Source organism: Exiguobacterium sp. H66, from assembly GCF_018618705.1.
GTDB lineage: Bacteria > Bacillota > Bacilli > Exiguobacteriales > Exiguobacteriaceae > Exiguobacterium_A > Exiguobacterium_A oxidotolerans.
Map to the genome: position 1 here is coordinate 445549 of NZ_JACSMQ010000001.1, position 17012 is coordinate 462560.

The window sequence follows — 17012 nt, forward strand, 5'->3', positions numbered from 1 at the left end:
ATACAAAAAAAAGCTGAGGAGATCCCTCAGCTTTTTACTTTATGGATGGCTCGTTCGAGACGATCCAAATCTTCGTTTTCTCCAATGACGACAAGGTAGTCGCCCTTTTCAATGACTTCATCAGCTTGTAACGAAATCATGACATTTTCTCCCCGTTTGATGGCGACGACGTTCGCGCCGTACTTACTTCGTAAATCAAGATCAATCAACGTTTTGTTTGCCATGCGATCGCTTACCTTGATTTCAACGATTGAGAATTCTTGAGACAGGTCAAGATAATCCAAAATATTCGAACTCATCAGACCGTTCGCAATCCTAACCCCCATGTCACGTTCCGGGTGAACAATGAAGTCAGCACCGATTTTCCGCAATACTTTTTCGTGGTAATCGTTCGTCGCTTTGACAGTGATCGATTTAACACCGAGTTCTTTTAAAATCAACGTTGTCAAAATCGAAGCTTGAATGTTTTCCCCAATCGCAACGATGACGTGATCAAAGTTTCGAATTCCAAGACTTTTCAATACGTTCTCATCCGTCGTATCGGCGATGACGGAGTGTGTCGCAATCCCCATATATTCATTGACACGTTCTTCATCCGAATCAATCGCTAGAACGTCATAGCCATTCTTCGATAATTCACGGACGATCGAACCACCAAAACGCCCCAAACCAATTACTGCAAACTCTCCATTCATGTTCAACTCTCCTTCAGATTTCGCTTCGTCAGTAGTAGTGTACCCGATTCCTTCTTAAAATACTATAAACGCCTTCACAGTGCGTGAAGGCGTTTAAGATCTCGCTATTTTTTTACTTTTTCGCCTCTGACATAATCGTTATCAAACAGGAACAATCGTAAAATCAGATAGAGTGCCGGAATCAATAATAATAGTCCGAAGATAAAGACTACGACAAGCGACGTCGCCATTGTTTCGTTAACGACCGCTTTATTGATATCGATGTACGGATATAAGATATACGGTAAATGAGTATAGCCGTATCCGAACCATGCAACTCCGTATTGAGCCATGACAGCAATAAAGGCAATTCCATAATTCCGCTTCAGGTAGACGAGTGCGACTGCAACACAGAAGAACACAAAACTTGCTGCGAACCACCACCAGTTACCATTCAAAATGTTTTCATAATGCCATGCGGCTTGATTCTTTAAACCAAAGAACACAAGTCCACAGACGATGATCGTTGGAATGCTCCAAAAGAGCGCCCATTTCCGAATCAAGTCACTCGCCCCTACATCTCGCGCCTTATCTGCGTAGAACAAAAGGAACATCGCACTAATATAAAGGACAGAGACAATCGCGAGTGCTACGACTGACCAGGAATAAAAGTTCGTAAACAATTTCGTCCCTAAAAACTCAACCGTTTCATTCGTTTTACGAATAAAGCCACCTTGACTAATCGTCAACGTCGTCGACATCGCAGCCGGAATCAAGAGCCCCGTCGCACCATAGAGAAACGTATAGAACATACTATCGTTCGAACCGTAGTTCGCAAAGGCATAAAAGCTGCCGCGAATCGCAATCAGAACGAGTACGATTGATGCAGGCACGAGAAGTGCCGTTCCGTAGTAATAAGCTGTGTCCGGGAAAAACCCGACGAGACCAACAAAGAAGAAGACGAAGAAAACGTTCGTCACTTCCCAAACGGGCGAAAGGTAACGTAAAATCAATCGATTCGTCAAATGATCTCGTTTTGTATATTTCGAGTAAAATGCGTAAAATCCAGCACCGAAGTCAATTGAGGCAACGATGAGATATCCATAGAGGAACGTCCAAAGTACGGTTATTCCTAGTGTTTGAATGTCCAACTCGTTCCCTCCTTATTCTTTATCGTCCGCAAACATCGCTTCACCGCGAGTATGGTGATCGTCTGCGAGTTCTTTACCGACAGGATTATTCTTAAACATACGGAGCAATACGACTGTACAAATCGTACCAAGTAAGAGGTACAACATGCTGAATAGAATCAGCATCGGTCCGACTGCAGTAGATGTCGTCGCTGCGTCAGCCGTTCTCATAATACCATATAGCGTCCATGGTTGACGTCCGATTTCTGCGTACATCCAACCTGCTTCAATCGAAACGATGGCAAGTGGTCCACCAATGAAAATACCGCGCAGTAACCATTTATTATACGGGTTCAACTTTTTCAGTCGGAATGCGAGTATGAACAAGGCGGAAATCGCTGCTAAATACATCCCAATCGATACCATGATATCGAAGAAATAGTGGACGAATAAAGGCGCTTGGTCTTCTTTCGCAAATTCATTTAGACCGATGACTTCTGTATCTGGTGCTCCACCTGCAAGAATTGACAAGGCGTATGGAATCTTAACCGCACCTTTGATGTCATAACTACCATCTTCTTGCTCATCCAAAATTCCACCGAAAATCAGTTCTGCTTCATTTGTCGTTTCAAAATGCCACTCCGCTGCTGCTAATTTTTCAGGTTGATATTTCGCAAGGTACTTTCCTGAAAAATCACCGACGAGCGCTGTCGAGAAGGCGAAAATCAATCCAGCCATGACTGTCAGACGAAGTGCCTTTTTGTGATACGCCGTCTCGGCTGCGGACAATGTTTTCTTACGCAATAAATGGAACGCGGCAATTGCTGCTAAGATGAACGCGACCGTCAAGTAAGCAGATACAATGACGTGTGTCGCTTTTGTTGGCGTTGCCGTATTGAACATCGCTTTTAACGGTTCGATTTGTGTTAACGTTCCGTTGACAATTTTAAAACCTTCCGGAGAATTCATGAACGAGTTAACTGTCGTGATAAAGAAGGCTGACGCCGTTGCCCCGATGACGACCGGAATCCCGATTAACCAGTGTAACCATGGATTCTTAAAGCGATCCCATGTGTACAAGTAAATCCCAAGGAAGATCGCTTCAAAGAAGAAGGCGAACGTTTCCATGAAGAGTGGCAAAGCAATCGTCTGTCCGGCTACTTGCATTAATGAAGGCCATAAGAGCGATAATTGTAATCCGATTGCCGTCCCCGTAACGACTCCGACCGCTACCGTTACGATATAACCGCGCGTCCAACGTCGTGCTAAAAGAATATAATCTGGATCTTTTCGTTTAATTCCAATGTACTCGGCTGCGAGTACCATCAACGGAACTCCTACACCAATCGTTGCAAAAATGATGTGAAATGCTAATGTGAGCCCTGTCAATAATCGACTGAGCATAACTGGATCATTGAACATGTGTGTGCCCCCCTCTTCCTAAACGTACTTCTATATATGTTTATATCCGTATCATAGAGAACATAATCATTTGTGTCTGTTCTAAATGTTTGATGTAACAAATTGTTCACATCTATTCGTGATTTTCTTCACAAAACGTTCGAAAACTAGATGATCTCGCTAAATGAAAAACCTTTACTTCGATTTAAGGCAAAGTAAAGGGCATTTCTACAGTCTTTTTACGATTCATTCAGTTTACACATATTCACGGAAGTAATGATCCAGTAAATTAATCACAAATGGGATCGCCTCTTCATCCGGATTCAACGTCGGCTGATGTAAACCGGACGTTGGATTATCGATTCCAAGCCAAAACATCATGCCTGGGACTTCTTTTAACATGAATCCAAAGTCTTCACCCGTCATCGCAGCGTCGCATTCAACATAATTTGTATTCATCTTAACGAATGAAGAAAATTTATCGACGACGTTTTGATCATTAACGACTTCGTAATAGCGGTTTCCAAATTGCAAATCAATTTTCACGCCAAATGATGCTTCAATTCCACGAACGATGTCACGTACCCGTTCTTCTAATTTTTCCATGTCAGTACCGTTCAACGCACGCATCGTTCCATCTAGCACAGCTCGACCGGCAATAACATTTTCACGAATCCCCGCATCGACCTTGCCAATCGTGATGACACTACAATTCATCGGATTGATTGATCGACTGACGATTGTTTGCAACTGCATGATGAGTGCAGCCTGAGCAACGACCGTATCGACCGTCAAGTGTGGAAATGCAGCATGACCACTTTGACCATAAATCGTGATGTGAACTTCCCGCGCGCTGGCAAATAATACGCCAGGACGACTCGCAATTGTCCCGACCGGATATTCAGGTGCGACATGGAGACCATACATTTCACTCGGACGATATTTTTCGAATAATGGACTTTTAATCATCGGTTCCGCTCCACCCGGACCTTCTTCTGCCGGTTGGAATAAGAAGACGACGTCATCCATGATCGGTAACTCGACAAGACGACGAAGCAGACCTAACGCAATTGACGCATGGACGTCATGCCCACAGGCGTGCATCATTCCCGGATGCTCCGAACCAAAAGGAAGACCCGTCGCTTCTTCGATCGGCAAACCATCGATATCTGCGCGGTAACCGATTGTTCGATTTCCGGTCAACCCTTTAACACGAACGAAAACACCTGTTTCAAACGTATCGTAGCTGACGCGGTCTTCAGGATAAGAGCGAATCTGATTTAAAATAAAGGCTTGCGTCTTGAACTCCTTGAATCCTAATTCAGGTATTTTATGAAGTTCTCTTCGCATTTCAATCGCGTATTCCATCTGACTGACTTCCCCCTTCTTCTTTTACGATGTCCCAAAAGGCTTGGACTTGTTTTAACTCAAGCATGGATTCCGTCGATAAAATCCATGTATCGCGTTTCAGTACTTTACCCGAAGACGTCTTCAACGGAATCTGCATCACTTCGCTCGATTCTTGAATCGTTGACTCTGGTAAAATCGCGAATCCAATGCCGTGTAACGCCATTTGTTTACAAGTTTCGATTTGGTCGACGACGAGCGTCCGCGCAGGCGGACTTGAAAAACGATCCTGCCACCACTCGAGTATTTCTTGATAGTACGTCGAATCACTTTTGAACTGAATGAATGGTCGGTCCGTCTTACGCAACTGTTCAAGCGTCGTCAACTCACTATCAACAAGATAGAGCGGGTCTGAGAACAACCGTTCCTTGACGCCCTTCCAGTCCGGATTACCTCGAATGATGCCGATATGAAAATGTTCTTCGAGCATATGCCGCATCATTTCACTCGACCACCCTGTTACGAGTTGGACGCGTACATGCGGGTAACGTTCCACGAAACGTTTCAACACGCGTGGCAACCAATATTGACCCATGATGGAGGCGACCGCAATCCGAAGGGTTCCGTAGACTGCCCCTTCTTCGGCAGTCAGTTCACTTTTTAGTTCTAATTCTTTTCGATTCATTTCTTTTGCGAGCCCAATGACTTTTTCTCCTTGGGGCGTAATGCTTAATCCACGGGAAGAACGAATGAACAACTTCGTCGCCCACCTGCGCTCAATCGCAACCAATCGTTGACTGAGTGCCGGCTGCGAGACGAAAAGACGTTCGGCTGCTCTTCGCATATTCAGCTCTTCCGATAAAGTTATCAACATTTCCATTTCCGACACTTGCAATGTAAGATTCGACTCCTCATGATATAAGATGGCATTAGTTTAACACGTTAGGAAGGAAGGTACATATGTCACGCTATCATTTTATGTTAATCGTCTCAACGATTGCGACCTTAGGAAGTCTGTACTTCAGTGAAGTTCGCGGTTTCATCCCTTGTCCACTTTGTTGGTGGCAACGCTTGTTCATGTATACGACGGCATTTTATTTAATCATTACACTCTTTCGGAATCGCCCCGTCGATGCTCTTTTCGTTCGACTATATGTTGGAATCGGTTGGGCAGTTGCTGCCTATCACGTTGTTCTCGAACGCCTCCCGGATGGCGAGGCACTCTGTACGAATGGTTGCCTGATTCAATGGGTCAACTACTTCGGTTTTTTGACAATCCCAATGATGAGTTTAATCGCCTTCACCCTCTTATTGATCGTTGCCTTTTACCCGAATAAAAAAAGTGCATAAGTTGCAGATATCTGTTCAAACAAATGCGTCACGTAGAACTCACTACAAAAATTAACGCACAGGAAACCCGAGCGATTCCATTTCGATAACAGGAATGCTCGGGTTTTTCATTTCATTCCGATGCCGATACTATGCTTGACCGTTTCACTGCCACTCCCTCGACACCGCGTAAGCACTTGAAAAAGATAATTCCGATAACTGACCTTCTCCTTCACACCAATCACCTACGAAAGCAATCGACGTATCCGCTTCCAAAAAGCAAGGCAACGGCCTTTGTCCCATCTTCCATTTGATTTCTTGAACGATTGCGCGTTTCATCGTCCGCTCTGTCACAAGGCGATCTCGCCACCCTGGATAGTGGTGATCTAATAAGTCATGGGCGTGCTGTACTTTTTCTTCAATATATGTCGCTTGACTGACCTGTTTATGATCAAGATATGCGACGACTTGTAGGACTTGTCCCTCTTTCGGAGAAATGCTTGCATCATAGTGTGACAAATCCGTGACGAAGACTTGATGGTCTCGATCGAATACATAAGAAAAAGGAGTATCAATGTAAGGACTGATTCCGACATCATAGACTAGGGCTTCGGCTGGTTCAAACTGCGCGTATGGTTCAATAAAGTGCTGGATCGGCAATGGTAATGCAACTTTACGCATCTCGCGAGGAGGTATCGCGAGAATTACACGCTTGGCCGACCATTCATTTTTTTGGCGATCGCGTAATCGATAACCTCCCCCACTTTGTTCAATCGCTGTAATCTTGGTTTTCCGATGGATTTCTCCCCCGTTGTCCGTCAAAACGCGTTCGAGTTCATCAATTAAGGTTTGCCAACCTCCAGCAATATATGAAACCGGTTTGCGCGTACGAAATAGTTTCCGGTAATACGCAAAATAGACAGATGACGGAATATTTTCGGGTTCGGAAGTGAAAAAATTACTCGAAGCTAAATCGAGCATTAACCTTGAGACATCGTCTTCGACCTTTTCTTGGACCAACCAGTCCCCAATTGAAACTTCCGACTCTCCACGTTCGAGTGACAATAGTGTTTTAACGACCGCCCATGTGAAACGCACCTTATCGGTTCCTTCCACTAGTTCTGTCTTCAACAGGCCGAGTGCATTCGCAGGAGCCGCAGTCAAATGTCCAGCAAACTCATATTTCGCCTTAGAAGAAGAAAAATCGAGCCATGTCACATTAAGCTTCAATTGTTTAATTAATGAACGGAGTGCTGATTGGTCACGCCCATAAACAGCATGCGCTCCATAATTGAACGTAAATCCTTTAAGCACTTGCGAAGTTGCCCTCCCCCCCAGTAAACCGGCATCGTACAGATGAATTTCCTTTCCTTGAACCGCGAGAAGTGCTGCCACTGATAAACCAGCTAACCCACCACCGACGACTGCAATCTTTTCCACTCGACGCACCTCCTTTTAAGCATCAATTCCCTTTTCTTGATTCTTTTCCCGATTCCAAACAAAAAAAACGACACCCCTAAAGGATGTCGTTTCAGCGTGTAGACAAACTATTAAAAAGCGTAAACATATGGTATCGAGATGCAATCCGTTCGCGCTTCCCTGTCTCGCCTCGTCTTCAAAGCGGCAATCGGTCACGCCGCTACAGCAAAGCTGCAGGGTCGCGACCGATTGCTTTTCGCGGTTCTAAGCGATTCGAAACGGATTGCGCTCTAAAACGTCTCCATGCCCGGCTTTCCGTCACGGTATTAGCTAAAAAGCGTCATGTTTCGTTGACTCCTACGGGAAAAAGTGCGTTTTTAACGCACTTTCAGAGGCAGACAAGACCCTGCTCGTTGTCCGTAAGGACCAAGGAGCAACGGCTTGCGCCTCGCCCTAGGAAAGCAACGAATAAAGACGCTTTTTCTCTTGATAGCACTTTGTCTACAGTCTGAAACGAAGCCCCTAAAGGATGTCGTTTTAGAAAGATACTTTGCCTCAAAAAGCAAGCGTCGTCATATCATTTCCACCAGTCATCTAATGGAGAAACCGGCATATGATGTTTATGACCTACACGTTTATACTGTGTCTCTAGTTTCGTTTGACTTGCAGTTGATATGCTTTTTCCTTCTAGATAGTCGTCAATCTCATCATACGTCATCCCTAATGCGAGTTCGTCAGGTAAACCAGGTCGGTCATCCTCTAGATCAGCTGTCGGTACTTTATCGATCAATCCGACAGGTGCATCTAAATAACGTAACAATTGTTTTCCTTGTCGTTTGTTTAAGCCAGTCAACGGTGTTAAATCACAAGCCCCGTCACCATGCTTCGTATAGAAACCTGTGACGAATTCAGCTGCATGATCCGTTCCGACGACGAGACAACCAAAGTGCGCTCCAAGATCGTATTGTACTTTCATCCGTTCACGTGCCTTCGTATTGCCTTTACTGAAATCAGATAGGACTTCTCCTGTCGCGACTTCAAATGAAGCCATTGCCGCTTCTACTGCCGGCTTGATATCAACGCGTAACGAGTGATCTGGTCGAATGAATGATAAGGCAAGTTGTGCGTCCGATTCATCCTGCTGCTGTCCATAAGGAAGGCGAACCGCATAAAAATGAAAATCTCGTCCTGTTTCTGCTCTCAGTTCTTCTACAGCGAGTTGACAGAGCCGTCCGGCAAGAGATGAGTCTTGACCACCTGAAATACCAAGGATAAATCCTTTAGCACCCGTGTGTAGTAAGTATTCTTTTAAGAAACGAATCCGGTTCGCCACCTCTTCATGCGCCTCGATGACTGGCTTGACTCCTGTCGCTTGAATGATGTCTTGTTGCATTGTCACATCACACTCCTCATTCTCTATTTTTTACGAAATTTAGACGAGAATACTCCCCCCTTCTAAACGTTCAGGGTGAAGCCCTAGTCCAAGTGGGGGATGAAACGTCGTCGGACAAGGCGTGTCTTCCGACACGTCAATTGTCCGACGCGCTTCGTTTGAAGACAATTAAAATCAGGAAGAATTAAAATGTCACGTTCTTTGGAAACTGAAGGTATAGGGTTGTGACAGAAAGTTCGTCTGTCACGTAAAATCTTCAACGTCCACCTTGCGGATGACCGAAGTAGCGAAAACCAAGCACAGTAGGCATCCGCTCAAAAGAAACGGGCAAGATTAATGTTCAACCGTCGGGACGACGGGGTTAGCCTGATAAAGTTTCGAGCATTAGATTGAATAACTCAGGAATCCTCCACCTTTTAGCGAAGCATAGGTGGAGGTAGTTCAATAGTTTCAGTTTATCATCATAGCTTCTCTTTAGAAATAACGGATGTCACCTTCGATGTCGAGTCACGCGCTCCCTCGAATTGTTGAACAGTCATTCCGTCGATTTCTTTTGCATCGCTAGTATCTGATAATTCAATCGTCACTTCATATTCCTTTTCCTCATACGGTTCAAACTGTTCTTCTTCAATCGCTTGTGTAAAAAGATGTTCTTTCGAAAACGTGTAAATCACGTGATTTCGTCCATCACGCACCATTAATTCAAAACGTTGTGATGAAGGATACGCAATTTTCACGTTTTGGTCATTTGGATTGTGCAACCGTACGATTGCCTCTATTGTATTCGATCCAACAGCCTGTCCTGACACGGCAATTTGAATCGGTTGATTCGACACTTTTGTTGCAAGGTCCGCTTTTTTAGTTTCTTGACTACATCCGACTAACATGAGCGCTAATCCAAGTAACAGCAACCGTGTTCGAGACCATTTCATGACGTCTCCTCCCTCTTTCCATCCATTTTATCATACAAAAAAGGAGACAAGGTTTCCCTCATCTCCCTTTCATAGTTGCTGATCAAGCAACAGGCATTTCTGTTACATCCGTTGAACCTGAGAATAATTGTTCCATCCCCGTTACGAATAATTCATCACAGATCGCATCTGTCGCTGTGACCGGTGCGACGAGTGTGATTGTCCGGCTATCACCTGTCTCGATTGTAACGTACACACCAGAAGCCGTTCGTTCTTTATACCCCACTGCTAAGTCTGTTTCTGCAAAAAGTATCATGTCCCCGCATCTCCTTTGTTATGTTAGATTTCAGTTAAACCAACTCACTCGGTTAATCTCGAATCCGTTATGTTGATTTCACTTTACCAAACGTCCAAAAGAGCAGGTGAATTGTCATTCGACAATTCATGTCAAAACTTTATGCCAGTTTTCTAACCCATAAAATGGATGATATAAAAAACAAATCATTTCTTTTGAAACATGCAGATTATCATCAGATTTCAAAGACATTTCAAAATCATTACAGTTTTTTTCTTCTTTTTTTTACCAGGACATAAGTCTTATAGGTAAAATATGACTAGACAAAACATGCGCGATTTTGTCGAATGATTGTGCCAAACATGGTTTTTTCAAGTTCTTATGAACTTTCATCAATCAAACGGTTCATTTGTTGCCAGACTGTCCCTAGTGCTTCTTCCCCACTCTCGATTCGTGCTAAGGCGAGCTCGGCTTGGAGTGCGACTTCATATTCTTTATCTTGCGCTGCTTCTTTTAAGCGAGATACTGCCCGTTCCGTTCCAACATCGAATAGAAAGCGCGCGGCACGCCAACGAACAAGTTTGTTTTTATCGGTCAACGCTTCAATCATCATCGGCTCCGCTTCCGGAAGTGCCCAATCAGATACTGTATCCCCTGCGGTCCGACGAACGATTCCTGAAGGGTCATGTAAAGCATTCGTGATATATTCGAGCAATTCTTCACGATTCTCCTCAAACATGCCGAGCTTGACGATTGCTTGTCGTCTGATTTGCATTTTTTCATCCTGAAGCATCTTCGCATAAGCCGAGACCCAGCTTAAATCAATCGGTAATTCATCCAGTGCTGCAAACCGCTCTTTCCAGTCGCTCGAGCTAAGGGCTTGTCCATCAAACGTAACGTCTTCACCCGAAGCGAGTACTTTCAATCGTTCAACCCGCTCTTGAGGATAGGCGATTTCGAGCTCTTGCGCCACTTCCTCTAGACTATCGTCCAGTTCCCCATACCGTGGGGCTTGTTCAACCCAGCGTCGATCACTAATGACATTTTGGACAAAAGGTTGGACGAATAGTGCAGCATCTCGAAACCTTTCCGGTAACCCTTGTCGTTTTTCTTCTAATCCTTTGACGCCTTTGATTTGCATCGGGACACCGAGGATGAATTGAACAAAGAGATGCACAGGTTCGAATGCGGCATCTGTTTCATGATTTTCGACATCACTTAAATTCTCACCAAAAGCTCGGCGAATTTCGATGACGAGTGTTCGCCAATCGTATTTTGGAAAACGTTCGACGGCAAGAAAGTCACTCACTTGATAGACTGATTTAATTCCAGGAATGTCTAAAAGTTTCGTTACGTGCTCCGGCGCACCAAAAGCATGTTCAAAGGTCTGTCCCTTTTCAGAAAATGTTTCATCAACGATAACTTTCATGTTGTTTGGACTTGGTGTTGGTTCAATTGCTACAATTTTCATATCGATCCCTCCCCCTCCATCATTCAGAAACTTTAAAGAAATTGCAACGCAAAAGCTCTACGATTCGAACCGTAGAGCTTTGATGTTGTTTAAGCAAATACACGCTCGATAATCTCACAGAACGCATCCGGTGTTTCGAGCATCCCCATGTGACCACTGTCCGTTGATTCAAAGCTGATCCGTGAGTTATTCGGGCTAAATGCACTCTCTTTTGAGATAAGGGCATCTTTTTCACCATGAACAATCACACCAGGAACTGAAGTTTGATTCAATGCGCTCGTGACATCTCTCCGGTCGCGCATCGCACTTAGAGCGCGTATTGCACCTTCGACTGTCATCATGTAACCAATCTCTTTTGCTTCAGAAATTAGCATCGGATCTGCCCCTTCGGCAAATAAACCGGGAATCATGCCATCAACGAATGCCCGAACTCCAATTTCCTCGACACGACTAATGTTTTGATTCCGTTTTTGTTTCGCTTCAGTAGCGTCTGGTTTCGCCGTTGAATAGACGAGACCGAAACCGGCAATTTTATCTGCATAAGCTTCGACAATCGCAGCCGTAATATATCCTCCGAAAGAATGACCAACGATAATCGGATTTTCAATTTCCCGGCGTTCCAAGTCCTTCATGACCCACTCTGCAAATCCTTCCACTGTGTCAGGTCCGACGTCCTCTCCTTCATGACCGGGTAGTCGCAGCGGCAAGACATCAAACGATAAGCGAAGCTTTGCTTCCACCCGATTAAAATAATCTGTTCCTCCAGCAAATCCGTGTAGCAATACGAGTGTTTGTTTCGACATTGACTAACTCATCCCTTCCATTCCGATGCAAGCATCCGGTAAATTGTCAAATCCATAAAACGTCCATGACTGTAGGCATAATCCTCAAGCAATCCTTCCGATTGAAAACCTAATTTTTGGACGAGTGCATTCGAAGCAAGATTTTCAGGTGCAACAAGGGCACTGATGCGATGGAGGGCGAAGTCTTCGAATCCATGTGTTAAAACAGCACGCGCCGCCTCAGAAGCGACACCTTGCTTCCAGTAGTCTTGACTGACCTCAAAACCGATTTCAGCACGGTGGTACTGCGCTAACCAATTATGAAAGCCGATTGTCCCGATTAATTGGTTGGTTTGCAAATCAGCAATTGCCCACCGAATCGCCTTCCCTTGCGTAAACTGTTCTTTGAAATAACTAATGACGTTTTTTGCTTCATACACAGTCGCTAACGGATCCGATCCGTAATAGTACATGACGTCCTCGTCTGAAAGAATCTTAAATAGATCACGTGCATCTTTATTTTCAAGTTCCCTTAGAACAAATCGTTCCGTCGTCAACTCTGGAAATGGTTTTCGTAACCCCCACATCGTTTGATCACCTCTTTTTATGCTTCTATTCTTTATTATGCCCGTTTTCAAAAGGAATTATTCTTTTCGCTCGATTGAAGTTTTGCTACTATTGAAATAGTAAGTATTGATGAGTCAAGAAAGGAAGCAGATGGCTATGTCAAGTTCAATGCTTTATTTTTATGAAGATGCAGAAAACCATCGTTTAACGATGTCTGGTGTGACATTTTCTGATTTCATGATTGCGCTAGATTTAAAACGTCCATTACTTGTCTCAGGTGCAGACTTTAAAGCCGTCAAACAATCGTTTCGTACTTCGCTCAATTACGTTGAAGCACATGAAATCGAGCAATTTTCCGCGTCGAATGATGTCGTTCGTCATCCATTGAACGCGATCGACATCCGCTCTTCACATTCCTTAGATACATTAACTGATCCTGAAGTTGCGGAGCTGTTATTCCTCATGCATATGAAGCGTGGTATGCCGAGCCCGTTCGCGTCATCGGTCGAGAACGAGTTCGCCTATTTCAGTGAACACGACGGATTTCAGGCAACAGTATATTTAAAAGATTGGTCCCGAATCGAGCAAATTCTCTCAGTCTTAATCCAGCGAAAGATTCGTCACGAGCTTCGTGGGTTATCTCCCCGTCCTTTGACGGCTGAAATCCTGATTCATATTCGTCAATTGCTCAGCGAAGGTGTGTTAATTGATTTCGCGAATATAAAACGCTCTGTTTTTACGAGACAACTCAGCATTCCTCTTTATATTGCGGGTCGTTACGAAGACATGGCCGTGCTCAAGGAAGACTTCGAGTCTGAAAAAGAGTCCATCATCGCACGTGGTGAATTCGTCCACCGCAAAAAATCCTGGGATTTTGAGGTACGATGATCTTCAGCATCTCTATCATCAAATGATAGGATGCTTTTTTTTGTATCTTATTTTTTTATACTTTCATGTATTATTTCAAGAAATCTAATATCATACAATACATCTCTTGAATTAATTGAATTTTCACACAAAATAATGCTAGCTTCTTTTAGAGACTTCGTTATAATGAGATTAACCTTTTGGATAAGTTAGAAGTTGCAGATGTTTTTTTCGTTACACGTATGATGATTGTTCGTGTTAGCTAACAAAGGAGGAACTAGTTATGGACCAGTTAAAAGTGAACGGAATCGGATCATTCGCTAAATTCGCGACGAACGGACATATCCTGAAACTGAAGGATGCGTCAATTGGCGAACTTAAATTATCACTGAATGATGCGAGCTCAATGGCAATCTCACCGATTGATGAAGAGACCGGAGTATTCACCATCCGAGGGCAGCAACAGGAACCGCTCGTCGAGCTAACGTTGCCCCGTCAATCTTGTGAAGTCGTTCACGCCTGGCTCCTCCACAAAATGAGACGACAAAAAAAGGGGCGCTTCATGGCTTCTAGTTAAACTTATGTCGCTCGTTATATCTATATTAACCATCCGGTCACTTCTTCAATGAAGGACCGGTTTTTTTGTTATAATATGGTTCTTTTCGCATCTTTTTTAGTAATAATATGCATGATAACGTTCTCAATATTTTTTCTTTTGGAACAATTGTCAGAAAATATTGATTAATCATGTATCCCGTGATAATCTGAGACAAATTCAACGAGAGGAGTACCATATTATGAGCACTTTAGTTTTAACTTCGAATCACCGACTGATTATTCTGTACGCGAGGGACTGAAAACATTTCATGTGACGATGAAATAGTTTTTGGGCCCTCCTTTCGATGGATCGAATGAGGCGTCCAGTGAAACAGATGGCGCCTATCCAATCTAACGGATAGGTTTTTTTAATTCCACATTGCGGTTGATCTTCTTTTACAAGTGTAGAGGTTAAAACGCGTTTGCTTCGACTCCTCGATTCTTGAATAACGAATGTTTTAAAATTTATTTATAACAGCTAATTTCTAATGGTATAGTGAGTAAGATTATGAGGAATCAGGAGGCATAATATATGTTGAACCGTAAAGATTTATTCGCTTTAGGATTTATGATTTTCGCTTTGTTTTTTGGTGCCGGTAACTTAATTTTCCCACCCGAACTCGGTGCTCTTGCCGGGACACAATTCTTACCTGCCATGCTAGGCTTCATCGTAACAGGCGTCGGTCTCCCGTTAGCGGGCTTAATCGCAGTCGCTTGGGTTGGCGGCGGAATTAGTACGCTGGCAAATCCACTGCCGAAAGCTGTTGGTGCTTTCTTGACATTCGCACTTTACGTCGCGATTGGTCCATTCTTCGGCATCCCGAGAACATCGGTCGTCACGTATGAACTTGGTGTCGTTCCTTTTTTAGGAGAACCCAGCCAAACGACGTTAATCATTTCATCATTACTCTTTTTCTTGGCAACCGTGTTTCTCGTTTTAAGACCGGGTAAGTTACTTGATATCATCGGTCGCTTCATCACACCGTTATTACTGACGGCACTTATGATTCTCAGTATAAGTAGTATCGTCAATCCACTTTCTGCCGTCGAGGCACCAGCTCCTGCATACAACAGTTTTACGAACTCGTTTGTTCAAGGATTTCTTCAAGGCTATTTGACCCTCGACGCACTCGGTGCACTCGTCTTCGGAGTTATCGTCTTACACACGCTTCACACACGTGGAATTAAAGATCGTACATCACAATTAAAAAACGTGACAAAAGCCGGTTTAATTGCCGCAGTCTCATTGACTGTCGTCTATACAGGACTTGGTTTCATTGGACGAAACAGCTTCGGTGCTGTCGGTTCAGTCAGCGGTCCTGATTTGTTGCAGCAATATGCTGATAGTACGTTCGGTACGGTTGGTTTAGTCATTTTAGGAACAGCGATTTTGCTTGCTTGTTTAACAACTTCCGTCGGTCTTGTGACAGCATTTTCAGAATATTTGATTTCATTGTTTAAACGATTGTCTTTCCCGGTCGCAAGTATCACGACAGCCGTATTAGGATTCGCAATCTCGATTTTCGGACTGCAGACATTACTGTCGATTGCTGTACCTGTATTGATGTTCCTTTATCCGATTGTCATCGTCTTAATCGTCTTGACGTTCATTCGTTCAGCTATCAAGAAGCCAGCCATCGTCTACGGTGCGACATTGTTCGTAACGGCGCTTCTCTCATTACTCAGCTCACTCATGTCGTTAAAAGTTTTACCTGCATTCGCCAGCAGCATGTATAAAGCTTTCCCGTTGGTCGACCAAAACATGGCGTGGTTATTGCCTGCAATCGCGACATTCATCATCAGTTCATGGATTGGACACGTTTCTCATAATTCCATCAGCCAAAAACAAGCAGGCTGATGATTCCGCTTTCACGCTTGTGGTATAATGAGAAAAATGGAATTCTACTGGAGGCGTCGTTTTAATGGATAAGATTGCTTGGATCACCGATAGTATGGCTTTTTTCCGAGAGGGAGAAGCAGAACAGATCGGAGTCCATGTGGTGCCGACCCAACTCATCATTAACGGTGAATCGTACCGTGAGTATGTCGACATTTCAATTGAACAACTAGATGAAAAAATGAAACAACATTCTTCTGCCGTCCCTACGACTTCTCAGCCTTCCTTTGGAGAGTTAGTCGAGTTGTATGAGCGATTAAAGAACGAAGGATATGATTACGGGTATGCCATTCATATCACGAGTGGCTTAAGCGGAACATATGCAAGCTCAGTCGCAGCTGCAGAGGCTGTTGGCTTCCCCTTGTATGCCATTGATTCTTATACAGGGGCGACCAATCAGCAAGAAATGATTAAGATCGCGATCGAGCTCGCAACTTCTGGAATGCGTCCTGAAAACGTGATGACTGTTCTCGAAAAGTTCAAACACGGTTCTCACTTTTATTTGATCATCGGGAATATGGAAACGATGCGGCGTGGGGGTCGCGTTTCAAGTAGTCAATTTTTACTTGCGAACATGCTGAATATCAAGCCGATTGTTACGTTCAATGAACTTGGGAAACTCGTTCCCTTTAAGAAGGTTCGCTCTTTGAAGAAAGCTTTTCAGGAAATGGCTACGGAGGTCGTGACAAAAGTCCAGGCTTCTGGTCTACACCAGCAAAGACTCTACGTCGGACATACATTGGCGTTAGAAGAAGCTGAACAACTTCGTGCCCTGATTCAATCTAAACTATCTGACGTTTCCATCGAAATCACTCAATTCGGCCCATCTATTTTGTCACATGCAGGTGCCGCTACTATCGGTGTCTATTGGTTCGACCAAATTGAATACCCGTAATAGTAAAAAAAAGCATCCGACGTCACTACGTCGGATG

At 44.0% G+C, this 17012-nt stretch carries 18 protein-coding genes; 6 read left to right on the forward strand and 12 right to left on the reverse strand.

Annotated elements, in window-relative coordinates:
• Positions 1-26: 26 nt before the first annotated feature.
• The 5 genes from KNP88_RS02300 to KNP88_RS02320 form a co-directional block, all read right to left on the reverse strand.
• Positions 27-695, reverse strand: a complete 669-nt coding sequence (locus KNP88_RS02300) for a potassium channel family protein (RefSeq protein WP_029330962.1) — start codon at positions 693-695, stop codon at positions 27-29.
• Between the two features lie 104 nt (positions 696-799).
• On the reverse strand, positions 800-1825 hold the full coding sequence (locus KNP88_RS02305) for a cytochrome d ubiquinol oxidase subunit II (protein WP_088837471.1): 1026 nt from the start codon (positions 1823-1825) through the stop codon (positions 800-802).
• 12 nt (positions 1826-1837) lie between these two features.
• A complete protein-coding gene (locus KNP88_RS02310) occupies positions 1838-3226 on the reverse strand; it encodes a cytochrome ubiquinol oxidase subunit I (RefSeq protein WP_029330964.1) in 1389 nt (462 codons plus the stop codon).
• A gap of 234 nt (positions 3227-3460) precedes the next feature.
• Positions 3461-4573 carry an N-acetyldiaminopimelate deacetylase gene (locus tag KNP88_RS02315; protein WP_214892137.1) on the reverse strand — a complete coding sequence of 371 codons (1113 nt, stop codon included), beginning with the start codon at positions 4571-4573 and terminating at the stop codon, positions 3461-3463.
• Positions 4557-5447: a transcriptional regulator CcpC gene (locus tag KNP88_RS02320; protein WP_029330966.1), complete on the reverse strand. Its 891-nt coding sequence runs from the start codon at positions 5445-5447 to the stop codon at positions 4557-4559. Before KNP88_RS02320 ends, KNP88_RS02315 begins: the two co-directional genes overlap by 17 nt.
• 65 nt (positions 5448-5512) lie before the next feature.
• On the opposite strand from KNP88_RS02320, the gene KNP88_RS02325 reads away from it, so the two are divergent.
• The gene (locus KNP88_RS02325) at positions 5513-5902 is read left to right on the forward strand and encodes a disulfide bond formation protein B (protein ID WP_214892139.1); all 390 of its coding nucleotides are present in this window, start codon (positions 5513-5515) and stop codon (positions 5900-5902) included.
• Between the two features lie 144 nt (positions 5903-6046).
• On the opposite strand, the gene KNP88_RS02330 is transcribed toward KNP88_RS02325, so the two are convergent.
• Positions 6047-7321, reverse strand: coding sequence for a protoporphyrinogen/coproporphyrinogen oxidase (locus tag KNP88_RS02330; RefSeq protein ID WP_214892141.1), 1275 nt, complete (start codon positions 7319-7321; stop codon positions 6047-6049).
• Between the two features lie 138 nt (positions 7322-7459).
• On the opposite strand from KNP88_RS02330, the gene KNP88_RS15725 reads away from it, so the two are divergent.
• On the forward strand, positions 7460-7594 hold the full coding sequence (locus KNP88_RS15725; protein WP_256442617.1) for a hypothetical protein: 135 nt from the start codon (positions 7460-7462) through the stop codon (positions 7592-7594).
• 283 nt (positions 7595-7877) lie between these two features.
• Here the strand turns inward: KNP88_RS15725 and nadE are convergent, their stop codons facing one another.
• The 6 genes from nadE to KNP88_RS02360 form a co-directional block, all read right to left on the reverse strand.
• The gene (nadE, locus tag KNP88_RS02335; RefSeq protein WP_088837475.1) at positions 7878-8693 is read right to left on the reverse strand and encodes an ammonia-dependent NAD(+) synthetase; all 816 of its coding nucleotides are present in this window, start codon (positions 8691-8693) and stop codon (positions 7878-7880) included.
• Between the two features lie 461 nt (positions 8694-9154).
• Positions 9155-9625 carry a BsuPI-related putative proteinase inhibitor gene (locus tag KNP88_RS02340; RefSeq protein ID WP_214892143.1) on the reverse strand — a complete coding sequence of 157 codons (471 nt, stop codon included), beginning with the start codon at positions 9623-9625 and terminating at the stop codon, positions 9155-9157.
• Positions 9626-9707: 82 nt separating this feature from the next.
• Positions 9708-9920, reverse strand: a complete 213-nt coding sequence (locus KNP88_RS02345) for a hypothetical protein (RefSeq protein WP_029330971.1) — start codon at positions 9918-9920, stop codon at positions 9708-9710.
• Positions 9921-10278: 358 nt separating this feature from the next.
• Complete coding sequence (locus KNP88_RS02350; RefSeq protein ID WP_029330972.1) at positions 10279-11370, reverse strand: virulence factor; 1092 nt, start codon at positions 11368-11370, stop codon at positions 10279-10281.
• 89 nt (positions 11371-11459) lie between these two features.
• Positions 11460-12173: an alpha/beta fold hydrolase gene (locus KNP88_RS02355; protein ID WP_214892145.1), complete on the reverse strand. Its 714-nt coding sequence runs from the start codon at positions 12171-12173 to the stop codon at positions 11460-11462.
• Positions 12174-12181: 8 nt separating this feature from the next.
• The gene (locus KNP88_RS02360; RefSeq protein ID WP_029330974.1) at positions 12182-12739 is read right to left on the reverse strand and encodes a GNAT family N-acetyltransferase; all 558 of its coding nucleotides are present in this window, start codon (positions 12737-12739) and stop codon (positions 12182-12184) included.
• Between the two features lie 136 nt (positions 12740-12875).
• Between KNP88_RS02360 and KNP88_RS02365 the strand changes: the two genes are divergently transcribed.
• The 4 genes from KNP88_RS02365 (at position 12876) to KNP88_RS02380 (ending at position 16975) form a co-directional block, all read left to right on the forward strand.
• The gene (locus tag KNP88_RS02365; RefSeq protein ID WP_214892147.1) at positions 12876-13607 is read left to right on the forward strand and encodes a hypothetical protein; all 732 of its coding nucleotides are present in this window, start codon (positions 12876-12878) and stop codon (positions 13605-13607) included.
• A gap of 262 nt (positions 13608-13869) precedes the next feature.
• Positions 13870-14163, forward strand: a complete 294-nt coding sequence (locus tag KNP88_RS02370) for a hypothetical protein (RefSeq protein WP_029330976.1) — start codon at positions 13870-13872, stop codon at positions 14161-14163.
• Positions 14164-14715: 552 nt separating this feature from the next.
• Positions 14716-16041 carry a branched-chain amino acid transport system II carrier protein gene (brnQ, locus tag KNP88_RS02375; protein WP_214892149.1) on the forward strand — a complete coding sequence of 442 codons (1326 nt, stop codon included), beginning with the start codon at positions 14716-14718 and terminating at the stop codon, positions 16039-16041.
• 64 nt (positions 16042-16105) lie between these two features.
• Positions 16106-16975: a DegV family protein gene (locus tag KNP88_RS02380; protein ID WP_214892151.1), complete on the forward strand. Its 870-nt coding sequence runs from the start codon at positions 16106-16108 to the stop codon at positions 16973-16975.
• Positions 16976-17012: the final 37 nt, after the last annotated feature.